The sequence below is a fragment of the Paenibacillus sp. FSL H8-0079 genome (assembly GCF_037991315.1).
In the GTDB taxonomy this organism is placed as follows: Bacteria; Bacillota; Bacilli; order Paenibacillales; family Paenibacillaceae; genus Paenibacillus.
Genome location: NZ_CP150300.1, coordinates 2,445,400 through 2,461,198, shown reverse-complemented (window position 1 = coordinate 2,461,198; position 15,799 = coordinate 2,445,400). Strand labels below are relative to the sequence as shown.

Here is a 15,799-nt window from a genome sequence, read left to right as displayed (position 1 = left end):
ATCAACGTGACTGCAACAAGGCGGGTTGGTAGACTAACAAAAGACAAATGTTGACTATTTTCACTTAAACCCAATTCATTGTAACACGTTTTTAAAACGCTTTCCTTAAAAAAGTAATGATTAATAGACAGTATTTTGATATGAGTATGATCCCATATTGTGAATGTTTGGGTATATATGGAAAAAACCTTAGCAAAAAGCTAAGGTTTCCTCGATTCAATGCTACATTCTATTTTTTGGCTGCGTTCGTGTTGGTTTCGTGCACTTTTTCCAGTAATCCTTTGAACTGACCCAGTAAAGCTTCAAACTCCGTGCTGTTCAAACACGCGTCTCCCTGAATGGATGCAGGTACCGACAATGCCTTATTCCGAAGCTCACGGCCGGAGTCGGTTAGTGTAATTAATACTTTACGTTCATCCTGAGCCGAGCGTTCGCGATTAATAAGTCCTGCCGACTGCAAACGTTTGAGAAGTGGTGTCAATGTTCCCGAATCAAGGTATAGCGCCTCCCCGATCTCCTTAACCGTGCATTCTTCACGTTCCCACAACACCATTAGAACCAGATACTGTGAATACGTTACGCCGAGCACCTCCAGATAAGGCTGGTACATCTTCGTAATCTCACGTGAACAAGCATATATGGCAAAGCATAATTGGTTATCCAGCTTCAAACTGTCCGTCTGCATATGTCTTTCTCACCTGCCTATTGTGCAATCTATTCCTCATAAGAAAGGAACTACAAATCTATCTTATCACAAATTAGAAAAAAAACAGAATAATTGAGCACAAATGATTTTACCTTTCAATTTAATTATGTTAAATTAGATTGTGTAAAATATAATTATGAATAGATGACCAACAGTATATTCACATGATTTAACAACAATAATAGATAAGTCCAGCGAATAGATTCACTCTCTCTAGAGCCGAATTCGATAACTATAATGCAAGTTTATACGGAAATCATTTTATAAAAGCTATCTAATGATTTCTTTCCAGAAATAAAATCCAGGGATCAGGAATGATGATTACAGCGATGATATTGACAGGTTGACTCCATGATTCCTTTTATATAAAATGCTTAGTAGAAGCTGAGGAAGCACCTTAATTCGTAGACTGGCCCGTGTTATGCGGAGTCAAGAATCGAGTGAGGTGTTTCTTTGTTATGTACGGGAAATTGCATAGTGCGTGTTTGTACGGAATTGATGGCGTTCTGATTGAGGTGGAAACCGATCTATCCAATGGTCTGCCACAAACGTCCATCATCGGATTACCAGATTCAGCCATTCGTGAGGCCGTTGAACGTGTTCGTGCAGCGATTAAAAACTGTGGATATCAGTATCCGTTACAGCGAATCACAATCAATCTGGCCCCCGCTGATCTGCGCAAGGAAGGGTCTTCCTTTGATCTGGCCATTGCTATTGGTTTACTTATGACAAGTGGCCAGCTTGTACTCCCTCCTCAGGAACGAACATTAGTCGTTGGCGAACTGGCATTGGACGGTTCGATCAGGTCAGTGCCTGGCATTTTATCCATGGTGGATCTGGCCAAACGGCAAGGCTTTACGTCCGTGCTCCTTCCATTGGATAATGTGGAGGAAGCGTCACTGATTCGAGGTATTCAAGTGTTTGGCATTCGCCATTTGCAAGATATCGCACCGGAAAACTTAGATCAATCTGCGAGTTCGGTTGGAGTGTCAAATAAAGCTAATGCAGGACCGGTCGTATTAAAAAATTATGCTCACCTCGCTACTCCTACAACAGATAAGACTCAAAGGGTGGTGGATAGAAGGCCGGAACAAACGTCATTTTGCGCAGATGACTATAGCGATGTTCTGGGGCAGCATCATGTAAAACGCGCGCTTATGATTGCTGCAGCAGGCATGCATAACATATTGCTCGTTGGACCGCCAGGCACGGGCAAAACGATGTTAATCAAACGTCTGCCTTCCATCCTTCCTCCTTTGTCAGAAGATGAAGCGTTGGAAGTCACCAAAGTATTAAGTGCCGCAGGCAAATTGAAGGAAGCCCCTCAAGGCCTGATTGCAGACAGACCTTTTCGCTCCCCGCATCACACGATATCTACCTCTGGTCTAATTGGAGGCGGTGGTATTCCGAAACCGGGTGAAGTGAGCCTGGCCCACCGGGGGATATTGTTTCTGGATGAATTACCTGAGTTCCAGCGCCAGGTATTGGAGGTATTAAGGCAACCGTTAGAGGATCGCACAGTGACGATTAGTCGGGCGCGGGCAGCATTCACCTTTCCCGCCCAGTTTATGCTCGCATGTTCCATGAATCCCTGCCCCTGCGGATATTTGTCCGCTCATTCGGAGGAGCAGCGCTGTATATGCAGTCCAGCCCGTGTTGCCGCGTACCGAGCCAAAATTTCAGGACCATTGCTGGATCGTATCGATCTTCAGGTCGAGGTTCCTCCACCAGGCGAGTGGCGTAAATCAGCTGCCTCACCTTCCTCTGCAGAAATGCAGGCAAAAGTCATCCATGCTCATCAAATTCAGGCTGCACGTTATGCCCAAAGTTCAGTCCGTTGGAATAGCCAGCTTTCGGGCACGCTTTTGCGACGAACGATCCATCTCCCTCAAGAGGCAGAGCAACTGCTAGAGCAAACACTACAAACGTTAAACTTGAGCATGCGTGCACATGATCGGATTATCAAGATGGCACAGACGATTGCCGATCTGGACCATGATGGTGAAATTATGACAGCTCATGTGGCTGAAGCCATCCAGTATCGTCAATTGGATCTTAATTTATTTTGAAGCTATTTTAGAAGCATATGGAGGAAAGAACAGGCCGATTTACCCAAAGACAGTGAAATGGGCATGAGACTGTAAACAGCAGAGGAAGATCGAGAAGGATTCCTTATGCAGATTCTACAATGCGGATACGCCAACATGACAAAAAACGTACAAGCCCTTCTCTTCTGTGAAGAAAGGTACTTGTACGTGGATTTCCCTGAAACATAAGGGATCATAGATAGCTAAGGTTTTTAATAATTTATTATTCAAAAAGAGTCAGTTTATCCTTGGCTGGCGTACGTTCTTTGGCAGAAGGAATAACATCAGGATATCCCATATAGATCATACCTATAATCTTCTCACCCGCCTCTATTCCAAGCGGTTTGCGGAATTTGGGAGCGTACAGGAATGGCTTGGTCACCCAGAACGTACCAATGTCTTCACTCCAGGCTGCAAGCATAAAGTTCTGAACCAATGCACTGACCGCAGCGAAGTCTTCGTCCCAGATATTCTGTCTTGGATCTTCTTCCAGCACGACAAGCATAACAGATGGAACTTGCATAATATTGGCTGAGAATTTATTGTCTTCTCCCATTTCTGCATCAATAGCCTCAGCCAGTTTCTTCCGTCCATTTCCGGTAAACAACAAAAATCTCCAAGGTTCACGCAGTTTATGGTTAGGAGCCCAGACTGCGGTGTCCAGCAACTCTATGATTTGCTGTGTAGGAACAGCTTCTTTTTTAAATTTCTTCACCGTACGACGGTTTTCAATCGCATTTCTGACTTCATTCGTTGTTTTCGTAGCTTTACTCATCGGCCGTACCTCCCTGTTTATAATTATGATCTGTACCCGTAAAGATGGCTTACGGTCTGGAACAATTCGTTTTCGTTTATGACAAATCAAAAGATTAGAACGCCAGATTACATTCTTGATTATACACCTATCTGATCACGAGATTCAAAGGAGGGGCAGAGGTCATTACCGTTAAGGTCATAACGAACAGAAAAGACGACTCTGAATCTTGATACACCACGAGGGATCTTCAAGTCAGAGCCTTTTTTATTCACATGTTTCACATGTCATATCAACGAGTAATCAATCGTAACTCTCCCCTTCAAACGTGCCATTCCCTTCAAATGTGCCATTAACAAAGTCCATTTTATTGTACTTCTCCTGGTTACCTGCAACATCTGTACTATAGTACTCTACCACCTTGACATCAGGGGCATAAAACTTGACGGGTCCTTCATAGTTCTTCCATGCCCCTCCATTAATTCGATATTGTGTCGTCTTCACACCTGAACCTTTGACTTCGTCTGTTGCCTGTAGTCTAAATGTAAATCCTTTGATGTATAGCTTCCCATTAACTGTATCTGTAATAGGAACTAATCTGTACTTGGTTACTGGAGGTGTAATGTCTGCATCTTTCTTAAGTACGATATTAAACGTATTCCGATCTCCTTGTACGAGGGTAACACTTTGGCTCGATTTTAAGTATCCGGTTGCCTCCCCCGTTATTGTTCTGGTCCCTGTTGGCACGCGCTTTATAAAATAGTTGCCTTGAGCATCTGTTGTTGCCGAACCTCCAGCATTAACTTTAGCCCCACTTACTGGATTGCCCGACTCATCTACAACTTTTCCCCGCACGTGTGCTGCTTCAGTCAAAACAACATCCAATCTTAAGGTTCCTCCCTCACGGACACCCAAGCGATCCTGTTCATATAGCATATAATCATCGGCATCTACCCAAATTGCAGTGTTCGGATTATAGGCGTAATCAATTCCTGTAACCGCATATCGACCTTGCTGATCCGTTTTCACTATACGATCAAAGACACTTGTCACTTTTATGCGAGCATCTGGAACAGGTCTGCCTGCCTGATCTTTGACAGTTCCCACAATCGTGGAGGGTTCATAAATATAAAAATCTAGCTATATTTGTTCTCCACCGGACAATCCGTAGGAGCTATAGTGTCTGTACGTCACATAACCCTCTGCTTCAACTACAAAAGTAATGTCCGTATTGTCTTCAACGGACTCTATAATACGATACCGTCCATTCCCATCCGTCTTCACGCTTTTCTCTGACGTATCCCCACGATAATCAAGCCAATACTTGACAGTAGCGTCCTTGACAGGTAATCCCTGACGATCAATAACTTTACCTGACACACTTGCCTGGCTAGGTGGTTCGGCTGCATAAGAAACTCCGGAATACATGATCCCAAACAAAATGAAACATAAAGATAGTGTACTTAGTCGAATTATCCGTTTGATACTTGTCTGCATCTTCTCACTACACCTCACCATTTATTTTTATGGATCAAACATTCCTCTTTAGCCTCTTTAATTAACTGACCATAAGTTCAAGCTTCCAGAATTCTCCGTCCCAAACATATTGCCAAATCCCCTGTCCACCGTTCATGGTCTCGCTGATATCCAGCACTTCCATCCGAGGGCACTCCCATACTTGTTTTACTGTGTTGTTCGAAGTACTCTGAAGCTCTTTCATACATCCCACCAACCTCTCTTTAAATTTCAACTTTCTTAGTTTATTACAAATGATACATTTTGTATCTACAAATTTCTGAAATAAAATGATTTTATTATTGATGCTCTGTCCTCTGTTTCGTGATTTCATAGTTAAATCAAAAAAGCCGCAGCTCCTGTATGATGAGGATCTGCGGCTTTAACATATTAACTAATTTCAAAACTAAAACGAATGAAAAGATAAGATATAATTAAACTTGTACTTTGAAATAACCTATGGATTCACACCAAGAAAAGATACATATCGTATCTTCTTTTTGATACAGCAATAACTTTGAGTATCTTTCTTAAAATGCATTAACAATATGATTCACCGAGACCGTCTCTCCCGCTTGATCAAGCATCACAGCAATTACATCAAAACGGATCTGTTGATCCGTCTCTCCTGTCATTTGCAAATAAACGGATGCGGTTGAACGCACCTGCTGCATTTTACGCATATCGACCGACTCCTGAGGTGTACCATACTGAGCGGCTCCACTTCTGCTTCTTACTTCCACAAAAACAATCAGGCCCTCGCAGGAAGCAATGATGTCAATCTCACCGCTACGACAACGCCAGTTCTGTCTGATGATCCGATAGTCGTTCTCTCGCAACCAGTGACAGGCGGCTTCTTCGCCTAATCGGCCCTTCTGTTGTCGTGTAAGCTTCAGTCCCGGAGCCTTGCCTGATCTATGTTCTACCATGATTCATCTTCCTCACGTCCCGAAGCCAGTCGATCTGCACGATAGACATACGTTAGAACCTCTGCGACCAGCTGATACAGTTCTGCTGGAATCTGTTCATCCAGATCCAACTTGGAGAGTACTTCCACAAGTGCTGCATCCTCCTGAACAGCCACCCCGTTTTCCTTGGCTTTATCCAGAATGGCTTCTGCCACTTTGCCGCGGCCCTTCGCTACCACAACGGGTGCTTCGCTCTCTCCAGGAACATATTTTAGGGCAACCGCTTTTTTGGAGAGCAGGTCCGGTTGTGACGACTCGTCTTTCATACCTTCAAGTCCACCCCTTTGTAACGTTCAGGACTATAATCCGAGGCCGTCATTTTCCGCTCCGCGCCCGGCTCCTGGCCCACAGGCCATGGTTCAGCCTTGAAGGTCAGCAATTGATAGCCCAGCTTGTCCAATGCCTGATGGATTACCTCTCTTCCGCTCTCCAGGAGCGGTCCCATTCCTTCGCGATCATTCAATACACGCAGACTGACAATGTTGTTAACCACATGGACATCTACCAGTGTAGGCCCAAGACTTTTCATGTCCAGATCGAACCATAGACGGCAGTTGGACGCATCCAGCTCTCCACGAGGTCCACGACGTGATTGAATCTGAACGGAAGCTGTTTCTTCCCCGTCCGGTCCGGTGATCGGAATAAACCAGTGCATCTGTGCAAACGTAGCACTGCGATCTGTCGTCAGCAATAACTGCTGACCTGTCAGATATTGCACCGCTTGTCCGGCGGCATCCTTGAGTGCCGCCGTCGCACCGTCGCTGCTGGCAAGCTGCAGCAGCAAGCCCTTCAGCGTGTCCGCATTCGCCGGACTCGCCGCATCCCCCACGCGCGGCTGCGCTGCCGCGCCGTGAACGGCCTGCTGCTCGTGCTCCGCACCGAGCAGCTTCAGCACGCGCCCCACCCACGGGTCCCCCTCGTGGGTGACAGGCGCGGGTAGTGCCGCAGCTCCCGCAGGTGCTGCGGCACTACCGCCAGCCGGCGGCGCATCAGCGCCGGCTGGCAACGGCTGCGGCACGCCTCCGGCAGCCGCAGCCGCCTGGCCGCCCTGCAATGCAGGGGCGGCCTGTGCTGCCGCACCAGGCTGTGCCGGTGCGGCAGTGGACGCGCTGCGCAAAGCGTCCAGCAGCGCCAGCAGCTTGGGCGCCAGCTGCGCTGCCGTAGGCGCTGCTGCGGACGGTGCCCCCGCAGCAGCAGGCGTTTCAGCGCGGCCGTCAGTCCGCCCGGCCGCGGCTGTTTCAGGCTGGCCTGCAATTACACGGCCAGCCACAGATTCTGCTGCCGCCCCCGCTGTACCCGGGCGGCTCCCAGCCTGCCCCGCGTCAGCCCCGCGCGGGCTCTCTCCAGGTATTCCAGTTCCAGACGGAATACCTGCACCCCCTTTGCCAGCCGTTTCAACGTTGCTGGCAACTGCCTTTGCCCCGGCTTCAGCATTTCCGGTGCCTCCGCCGGTCTGCACGTTTCCTTTAACCGCAGTACCTGCATCCTCTGCCCCGCCATCCGTCATGGATATACCACCTGCCAACGCCGCTTGTCCTTGTTGCGTTGACAAAGCAGGTGTTCCCGTTCCAGTCACCTGACGACCATTGCCTGATGCAACCAATCCTTCTTCCGTCTGTGGAGCATTCGGTACAACAGGTGCACCAGCCACGACTGCTGGTTTCAACGCAGCAGATTGTTCTCCAGGCAATAGTGGTTTACCTGTTGTTTGAGTCAGCATCGTTTCCAACTGGTCAGCCAACCCGCTTAACAACTGGTGCAGAGGGGGGCCAAACACCGTCTGGTGTAATCCTTTTACTGTTTCCGCCGTAACCGGAAGACCACGCTGAAAAGCAATTCCCGTCGCCTGCACCCATTCTTCCACAGGGACCTGTGCAGGTTTAGCAGTCATCATATTCTGGACCATAGCCACATTATCCTTCGTTAGCGGCAATCCGCTACGCTGCATGGCAAGTAACAGTTCCCGGTTCCCTTTTGTATCCGGCAGTCCTACATCCTTAAGCAGGTTGTTCAGCGAAGCTTGTGGCAGCTCAGCAAGTGTACCCGTCATAGGTTTCATTACCGTTATGCCATTTTCACCTGGAGGTTGCACTTGAAGCAACGTGGTCTCACCCGGACGGAGTGGAGTCTCCAACTTGGCGCGCACTTGCACACCTTGAATCTGCAGAACTGCTTCTCCCCCATCATCGGATACACTAACGACGGAGCCACGAACCACCTGACCTTCCTTTAATTCAAGCGGTTTGGCATTGCCGGGCTTACTGTCTCCCATTAACCCCTTTATCATGGAACCGATATTCAAATCTCTCCCCCTCCTTTCTTCAAACCTGTGTTAAAACAAAGATTGCTGCTCTCCAAGCAGGTTGCCCAGAAAACTGCGCCGATGCATCGGGGTTGCCCCCAATGCCATAATTTGCTCCCGATGAACTTTTGTTGCATATCCTTTATGTATCGACAAACCATATTCCGGATATAACGTATCCCATTCTTCCTTACACAGCCGATCTCGCGTTACCTTGGCAATAATAGATGCCGCTGCGATCGATTGACTATTAGCATCCCCTTTAATAATGGACAGTTGAGGTACATTCACATCCACCTTCTCGGCATCCACCAGCATATAATCAGGAGTTTCTCCCAATGCTTCAACCGCACGTTTCATCGCAAGTCTCGCAGCCTGTTTGATGTTAAGCCGATCAATTGTCTCTGCATCCGCATACCCGATACCTACCGCCAGCGCTTTTTCCATAATGACGTCATATAATGCATCACGTTTTTTCTCCGTTAATTTCTTGGAGTCATTCACGCCTTCCAGGATGAGATCCTTCGGTAAAATAACCGCCGCTGCCACAACATCCCCAAACAAACAGCCCCGTCCCACCTCATCAATACCAGCAATACGTTCAAATCCACTGTCCCAATACTCCCGCTCATAGAGCAACAGATCTCGAGGTTCACTGACTTCTTTTTTCTTCTTTGGTCCAATCGGAGTATCCAGTAGATTCAACCCGATCTCTTCATTATTTTCAACCATAACGCTCATCTCCTCTACCCACGCTTTTTCAGCATACGTATCACTTACAACTTTTTATAATATAGACGTAGATCCTCTGTCTTTTGTTCTGTACAACCTGTCTCTCTCAGTAAAACTTTTCCTTGAGATTTATAATATAAAGATAGTGATGTCTTCATTTATCGGTATTTGATGGTTTAAATTGAATATATCAGACCTCGTCTAATTTAAATTGCACCACCATTTATCATAGCACGATTTAGATGCACCTGATATATAGGTCAGCCAATTCCATAAAGCGTACTGTTCTTCAAACCTCTTCCATTTTATCGTTTTCTACGTATGTTCCAGCTCTACTTCCGCGTTTGTATACACAAAAAACGACCGCTCCCGGTAATCCGGTAACGGCCGCTTCTTTCGGCACTTGTATATATGAAATGAACAAATGAAGACAATGATCTTCATCGTGTAGAGTCCATTTTTTTAATAGGGAGCTTCCATAGAGAAACGTCCCATTTTACCGGCTCGCAGTTCACGCAGAAATGCTCGTGATGCCTTTTCCAGATCAATACGTCCACCGCTTACAACACATCCACGGATACGGCCGACTTGTTCCATAATCGCAATAACACTGTCTGAATCATCTGCATCCTTGGAGAACTCCTGAAGTCCGTATCTCTTTTCCAGGGCGTCCCAGTAATAACGCATCAGGTAGCTGATTCCAAAAAAGGCGATATCCTCTGCATTCAGAATTTCCTCTTTGATCGCACCTGTTACAGCAAGACGATAACCTACATTTTGATCTTCGAACTTGGGCCAAAGAATACCTGGAGTATCCAATAGCTCCATTTCTTTGCCTACCTTAATCCACTGCTGCCCCTTCGTCACACCAGGACGATCTCCTGTTAACGCAATACTCCGTCCAGCCAGTCGGTTAATCAGTGTTGATTTACCAACATTCGGAATACCCACAATCAATCCGCGAACCGCACGAGGGTTAATTCCTTTAGCAATTTGACGATCAATTTTTTCTTTCAGAAGAAGCTTCGCCTGTACCGGAATGTCTTTAACATTAGTGCCTGTCGAGGCATCCACAGGAAAGGCGGTAATTCCCTCTTTTTTAAAATATTCAATCCATTCTTGCGTCACTTTGGCATCTGCCAAATCCGACTTGTTCAACAAAATCATCCGGGGTTTATCCAGCAATATTTCGTCAATCATCGGATTACGGCTGGAGACAGGCAGACGGGCATCCAACAGTTCGATGACCACGTCGATGAGCTTTAACTTATCCTGAATCTGGCGTCTGGCTCGAGTCATATGACCTGGAAACCATTGTATCGTCACCTTGTCTTCACCTCATTATTTACTTCAATTTCAGTGGTTGATCCACTTGATCTCACCGATCGGCCAGAAAATAACATCTGCACGACCAATAATATCTTCTAACGAAACATAACCGATCATACGGCTGTCTGTACTATTTGGACGGTTGTCTCCCATAACAAACACATGACCTGCCGGCACTTTGCCATCAGGGAACTGTTCATTCGGGAAATCCTTCACGTTATATGTTCCACCATTTGCTTCAGCTGCATCAATGGCTCCTTGAATATACGTTTCATCAACCTTTTTACCGTTAACCATTACGGTATCGTCCTGAACCTCCACCGTATCACCTTCTACAGCAATAACACGTTTAATGAAATCTCGACCTTCGGTTGGTACGTGGAAGACGATAACCTCACCGCGTTTCGGTTCTCTGATATCATATAAGATTTCGTTGACGATCACACGTTCACCTGTTTCAAAGTTCGGCTGCATGGACGGACCATCCACAACAAACGGTTTGAAGAGCAACCACCGAATCAGAATAACGAGAACTAATGCGATAACGATGGCTTTAAGCCATTCAACAATTTCATTTTTAGCTTTTTTGGATCGACTGTCTTTCTCTTCGGCAGGATTGCCCCGGTCATGTTGAACTTCTTGTTCCATTCAAGATCTTCCTCTCTTCACAGTACATGTTTATAGCAGTACACACATCCAGCATTCTGCATCGATCCAACCAATCTCTCATGGGGTGGATACAAAATATTCACATCAGTTATGTAATCTTTCTCCAAGCATTACAGTACATTTAATCCACAATTCAAATGCCTTCAAGAGGTTGTTCAAAAAGTCGGTACTGAAACCGGTCTTTTGAACACACACTTCAATAACTGATTTTACAAGCCTCCCGGACTATTCCCCGCATGTGTTGCCATACCATTTTACTCGGAAGTGTACCTCCGGTTCAACTTTTCCCGGACAAAAACGAAAAGGGCTTGTCTCCAAGCCCTTCCCGGTATCCGTTATATTAACGAATTTCTTTAATTCTCGCTGCTTTACCGCGTAGTTCACGAAGATAATAAAGCTTCGCACGACGAACTTTACCACGGCGAGCCACTTCGATTCTATCGATTTTTGGGGAATGAAGCGGGAAAGCTCTTTCCACACCTACACCGTAAGAAATTTTACGAACTGTAAAAGTCTCACTGATTCCACCACCACGGCGTTTAATCACAACACCTTCGAACAATTGGATACGCTCGCGAGTTCCCTCGATTACCTTAACGTGCACTTTCAAAGTGTCACCAGGACGAAAACTCGGAAGATCCTTGCGAAGTTGTTCTTGTGTAATCGCTTGAACGATATTCATCTATGACTCCCTCCTTCCATACAGGCGTTCATACTTCTTCCAGAGATCACCTTGTCTCCTTCATCATCCATAGAGGACCGCCGTATTCCACATAACAGACTTATTGTATCACGCAGCATATCAAAACACAAGAGAAATTAAACAAATGCCTATTGATTAATCTGCCACTCTGAAACTCATCCATCACATGTTAACTTCATTCTAAAATACATTCTCCCATATGGACAGTGAATCAACGCTCTCATCTGCAAGTCAACCTGATACAGGAAAAAATACTGTAACCTCCCGTATAGAAATATCGTCTATGATATAACTTAATGACCACTTTAAAGGAGAACCCCAAGACTCATGAAATATTGGAAAAAGATCACGCTTGCTATACTCGCCATGCTCACATGCTCCATTACACTATATGCCTATGCCGTAACTCATCCGACGAATGCCATGTCACACAAAGCCTGTACCTCCTGGGATATGGTCAAAGGTAAAGCATTCCAGCTGTCACACACTGAATTTACTAACCAATCTGCGCTGGATCGTTCTACCTTCAAGATGGAACAAGGTACGGCTACAGAAGTTCCTGTACTGATGTATCACTACATAGAGCCCAAATTGAATAATCACGAGACAGATAATAAATCCATCATTAATCTGGAGGATTTCGAGCAAAATATGAAATACCTGCACGATGAAGGCTACCGTACGATTACACTGGACCAGCTTGAACAATATGTTAATGGGAATATCTCGCTACCACAAAAGTCCATTGTAATTACCTTTGATGATGGATACCAGAACAACTATACGTTAGCTTACCCTGTGCTTCAAAAATATAATTTTCATGCCTCGCTGTTTGTCATAGGCAGTAAAATTCAGGAGCAACCTTCGGTATTTGACCCTGCCAAAAACAGTTTCATCTCCAAACCAGAGATGCAGGCGGCAACTGATGTATTTGAATTCAATAGCCATACCTATAACCTGCATCACAAGGGATTCATGCGCTGTGGCAACAGTGTGCCTGTCGGTCTGGACACCAGTCTTCTGGATGATGATATTCAGCAAATGAAGCAAACCGGAATAGACACACCTTATCTGGCCTATCCTTTTGGTTATACCAGTACACAGATGATATACAAGTTACAGCAACATGGTTATCGCATGGCATTTACAGTAAAGTCCGGATTTGTGCATCCAGGAGATCAACCTATGAAACTATCTCGCTTGACGGTCACGACAGGTACTGACCTGGCGTCCTTGCTTCAGCCTGAATCCAGTCCGCAGAATGGATTACCTGCATTGGAGAATGACCATTGAAATCTAGAGTTTAACTTCACCGCCTGGATACAGAGTCGAGCTATACAGCCTTTTCAGCTGTGGCTTGGCTCTTTTTGCACCCAGTAATGATAGTGTCATCGGAGAATTGGCGTAAACTACTGCTTCCTGTGCGTCATAGATGATGATCTGTTCTTTCCCCGTCTGAACCAGGTCTGCATGCACTGCATATCCCTCTTTCGGGAATTCAGTAACCGTTTTCATATTTCCATCCACCAAAGCAGGCAATACATCTCCACCTCGGCGATACGCCAAAATATAATCAAGTCCACCTTCATCCCAGTTACATACAGGCTCTATAATGGTTAACCAGCCACGAGTCGTGCGATTTTCCTTCCAAATTTCTTCCCCTGCGCTATTCAGCATGAACATTCCATCCTTACCATGCTCATCCCCTCGGACAATCCGGTCCAAGCCTGCAATCTGTAAACCTTCCATTCCAGTACAAAAATGGCCCAGTGCAATATGCTGTGATTCAATCGAATCTTCATAACGCCATTTCTCATTACCGTAGCGGTCCATCATGACCGTGACACTGCCACCAATGACTACCTCGACTTGCCCATCGCCGTCAACATCTCCAAACCATATACAGTCGGCATGATCGTCAAGATTTTGACAAGACCATAATAACGTCCCATCATGATCCAGCATGTCATATCCGGCCATCACTTCATCCTTCCCGTCTCCATCGATATCATATACCCATGGAAAATGCCCCGGATTTCCTTCATGCTTCCATAACAAATTAAAATCATGGTCAAGTGCCCATAACGTCTTATAGCGGTCTTTCAATATAATGTCCATTTTCTGCTGGTTACCCGTCAGGTTGGCAAGAATAATGCAGTCATGTGCTTCATCACCTGGCAGATCACGTGTTTCTTTAATCTCTCCAGTCTCACCATTCAACACGAGGAATCGTTTGTCCATTACACACAATACTTCATTATTTCCGTCACCATCCCAATCTGCGATCTGAGCGGGATAGTCTGAGCCCAGACCTCCTGCATTCGGATCAGGCGTTCCCACCTGCCATATCAATGTTCCTTCCAGATCAAATGCAGTCAAACAACATACCTGATGCGGAACATACCGATCGTCTATGCCCCCATCTGCCTGTACAAGCAACATCTCAAGTCTGCCGTCTCCATTCAGATCTCCCAAAAGCATTTTGCAGCGTTCTCCGGCTTCGCTAATATCTACTCTGGCGATTTCATAAGGCTGATTGCTCATCATCTTCCTCCTCAGCGTATCGTTAACATTCCCATTACAGCTGAGTTCACCATAAAGAAAACCCCTGATTTTTACAACCCTATTATGTGCTCATGCAAAAATGTTCAAAGCTGCAAAAAAGTGTTTACGTTCAAAATAAACAATTTAAACGTATGATTTATACCCGCTCTAAGAACTCAAGACGATTGCCAAAAGGATCATTTATGTAGAAACGTCTTACACCTTTATCTATCCTTGCTTCATCATCGACAATATGAATATGGTTATGATTCAGATGATCACGCAACTGATCCAAATGTTGTACATGAAATGCCGGATGAGCTTTTGTAGCGGGAATGAAATCTTTTTGTACGCCAATATGAACTTGGTGTCTGCCACACTCAAACCATACACCACCCCGTTTTCTTAGAGCTTCAGGTTTAGGAATCTCCGTCCAGCCCAACAGGTTATTGAAAAAATAACGCGCCTCCACCTCACAGCCTTCTGGTGCTGCGAGCTGAATATGATCAAGACCAATAATATTGTAAGTCATTCATACACCGCCTTTTGTTTCATTTGATGAAACTCTGTTTTAAAATATATCTCCATTTTATAGGATAGTCCCATCGAAATCCAGCTTTCTTCTTACAATAAAAACAAAAAAAAGCCAACCTGTGGTATCTAGGTTAGCTTTTCGAACTCTATAAAAAGATATATTTACGGGTTTATACGTTGCATCTATTTACTCTGTACTATTTTTACGGTTTGAGCGTATCTTTTTCAACCAAATGCGTTCTTTGTTCGTCAAATCCGCCGTTTCCAACATCTCCGGTCTACGCTCTAACGTACGAAGCAAAGACTGCTCTCTGCGCCACGCCTCAATGTTCAGGTGATGCCCTGACAACAGCATATCCGGTACTTTCATACCTCTAAACTCAGGTGGACGTGTGTAGTGTGGATATTCGAGGAGTCCAGTGCTGAATGAATCGGTTACTGCGCTTGTCTCATTGCCAAGCACACCGGGAATAAGACGTACGATACTATCAATGGCAACCATTGCTGGCAACTCCCCACCAGTGAGTACATAATCACCAATGGATAGTTCATCCGTTACGAGAAATTCGCGGATTCGCTCATCGTAACCTTCATAATGTCCACATATAAAAATCAGATGATCTTCCTGTACAAGTTCTTCTGCTTTTTTCTGTGTAAACGTCTCACCTTGCGGACACATTAAAATGATACGTGGAGCTTTCATGGTTGCCGCGGCTTCTCCGCGTTGTTCCAGCACATCTTCAACAGCAGCAAAGATCGGATCTGGTTTCAGCACCATGCCTCCACCCCCACCGTAAGGAGCGTCATCGACCGTATTGTGCTTATTCGTCGCATAATTACGGAAGTTCGTTGCACCGAGGGACACCAGCCCCTTCGTTTGGGCTTTACCCAGAATGCTTGCTCCGAATACGCCGTCAAACATCTCGGGGAATAGTGTTAATACATCCACTTTCATG

17 protein-coding genes are annotated in these 15,799 nt (G+C 45.6%); 2 read left to right on the top strand and 15 right to left on the bottom strand.

Going from position 1 to position 15,799, the window contains the following annotated elements; all coding sequences use genetic code 11:
• Positions 1–229: 229 nt before the first annotated feature.
• Positions 230–685 (bottom strand): MarR family transcriptional regulator, encoded by a 456-nt coding sequence (locus tag MHI06_RS11130; protein ID WP_169478495.1) that lies wholly within the window; start codon positions 683–685, stop codon positions 230–232.
• 479 nt (positions 686–1,164) lie between these two features.
• On the opposite strand from MHI06_RS11130, the gene MHI06_RS11125 reads away from it, so the two are divergent.
• Positions 1,165–2,775: a YifB family Mg chelatase-like AAA ATPase gene (locus MHI06_RS11125; protein ID WP_340401496.1), complete on the top strand. Its 1,611-nt coding sequence runs from the start codon at positions 1,165–1,167 to the stop codon at positions 2,773–2,775.
• Positions 2,776–3,016: 241 nt separating this feature from the next.
• Here MHI06_RS11125 and MHI06_RS11120 read toward each other — a convergent pair whose 3' ends face one another.
• The 11 genes from MHI06_RS11120 to rplS form a co-directional block, all read right to left on the bottom strand.
• The gene (locus MHI06_RS11120) at positions 3,017–3,568 is read right to left on the bottom strand and encodes a nitroreductase (protein WP_340401495.1); all 552 of its coding nucleotides are present in this window, start codon (positions 3,566–3,568) and stop codon (positions 3,017–3,019) included.
• A 282-nt stretch (positions 3,569–3,850) separates the two neighbouring features.
• Positions 3,851–4,654 (bottom strand): carboxypeptidase-like regulatory domain-containing protein, encoded by an 804-nt coding sequence (locus MHI06_RS11115; RefSeq protein WP_340401494.1) that lies wholly within the window; start codon positions 4,652–4,654, stop codon positions 3,851–3,853.
• A gap of 33 nt (positions 4,655–4,687) precedes the next feature.
• Positions 4,688–5,044, bottom strand: coding sequence for a carboxypeptidase-like regulatory domain-containing protein (locus MHI06_RS11110; RefSeq protein ID WP_340401493.1), 357 nt, complete (start codon positions 5,042–5,044; stop codon positions 4,688–4,690).
• A gap of 61 nt (positions 5,045–5,105) precedes the next feature.
• The gene (locus MHI06_RS11105) at positions 5,106–5,267 is read right to left on the bottom strand and encodes a paeninodin family lasso peptide (protein ID WP_169478499.1); all 162 of its coding nucleotides are present in this window, start codon (positions 5,265–5,267) and stop codon (positions 5,106–5,108) included.
• A gap of 325 nt (positions 5,268–5,592) precedes the next feature.
• On the bottom strand, positions 5,593–5,991 hold the full coding sequence (locus tag MHI06_RS11100) for a YraN family protein (protein WP_340401491.1): 399 nt from the start codon (positions 5,989–5,991) through the stop codon (positions 5,593–5,595).
• On the bottom strand, positions 5,985–6,296 hold the full coding sequence (locus MHI06_RS11095) for an EscU/YscU/HrcU family type III secretion system export apparatus switch protein (protein ID WP_169478501.1): 312 nt from the start codon (positions 6,294–6,296) through the stop codon (positions 5,985–5,987). Before MHI06_RS11095 ends, MHI06_RS11100 begins: the two co-directional genes overlap by 7 nt.
• The gene (locus tag MHI06_RS11090) at positions 6,293–8,332 is read right to left on the bottom strand and encodes a DNA ligase (RefSeq protein ID WP_340401490.1); all 2,040 of its coding nucleotides are present in this window, start codon (positions 8,330–8,332) and stop codon (positions 6,293–6,295) included. The genes MHI06_RS11095 and MHI06_RS11090 overlap by 4 nt, the downstream gene beginning before the upstream one ends.
• A 30-nt stretch (positions 8,333–8,362) precedes the next feature.
• Positions 8,363–9,064: a ribonuclease HII gene (locus tag MHI06_RS11085; RefSeq protein WP_081745912.1), complete on the bottom strand. Its 702-nt coding sequence runs from the start codon at positions 9,062–9,064 to the stop codon at positions 8,363–8,365.
• A gap of 462 nt (positions 9,065–9,526) precedes the next feature.
• Positions 9,527–10,390 carry a ribosome biogenesis GTPase YlqF gene (gene ylqF / locus MHI06_RS11080; protein ID WP_340401489.1) on the bottom strand — a complete coding sequence of 288 codons (864 nt, stop codon included), beginning with the start codon at positions 10,388–10,390 and terminating at the stop codon, positions 9,527–9,529.
• 30 nt (positions 10,391–10,420) lie between these two features.
• Entirely contained in the window at positions 10,421–11,041 is a 621-nt protein-coding gene (lepB, locus tag MHI06_RS11075) for a signal peptidase I (protein ID WP_062833773.1), read from the bottom strand.
• A gap of 361 nt (positions 11,042–11,402) precedes the next feature.
• Positions 11,403–11,744, bottom strand: a complete 342-nt coding sequence (gene rplS, locus MHI06_RS11070; protein WP_017689212.1) for a 50S ribosomal protein L19 — start codon at positions 11,742–11,744, stop codon at positions 11,403–11,405.
• A gap of 348 nt (positions 11,745–12,092) precedes the next feature.
• Here rplS and MHI06_RS11065 point away from each other — a divergent pair, with 348 nt between their 5' ends.
• Entirely contained in the window at positions 12,093–13,058 is a 966-nt protein-coding gene (locus tag MHI06_RS11065; protein ID WP_340401488.1) for a polysaccharide deacetylase family protein, read from the top strand.
• 3 nt (positions 13,059–13,061) lie between these two features.
• On the opposite strand, the gene MHI06_RS11060 is transcribed toward MHI06_RS11065, so the two are convergent.
• The 3 genes from MHI06_RS11060 to trmD form a co-directional block, all read right to left on the bottom strand.
• Positions 13,062–14,309, bottom strand: coding sequence for a hypothetical protein (locus tag MHI06_RS11060; protein ID WP_340401487.1), 1,248 nt, complete (start codon positions 14,307–14,309; stop codon positions 13,062–13,064).
• A 157-nt stretch (positions 14,310–14,466) separates the two neighbouring features.
• Positions 14,467–14,841 carry a glyoxalase gene (locus MHI06_RS11055; RefSeq protein WP_340401486.1) on the bottom strand — a complete coding sequence of 125 codons (375 nt, stop codon included), beginning with the start codon at positions 14,839–14,841 and terminating at the stop codon, positions 14,467–14,469.
• Between the two features lie 189 nt (positions 14,842–15,030).
• Positions 15,031–15,798 carry a tRNA (guanosine(37)-N1)-methyltransferase TrmD gene (gene trmD, locus MHI06_RS11050; RefSeq protein WP_340401485.1) on the bottom strand — a complete coding sequence of 256 codons (768 nt, stop codon included), beginning with the start codon at positions 15,796–15,798 and terminating at the stop codon, positions 15,031–15,033.
• Between the last annotated feature and the right edge of the window lies 1 nt (position 15,799).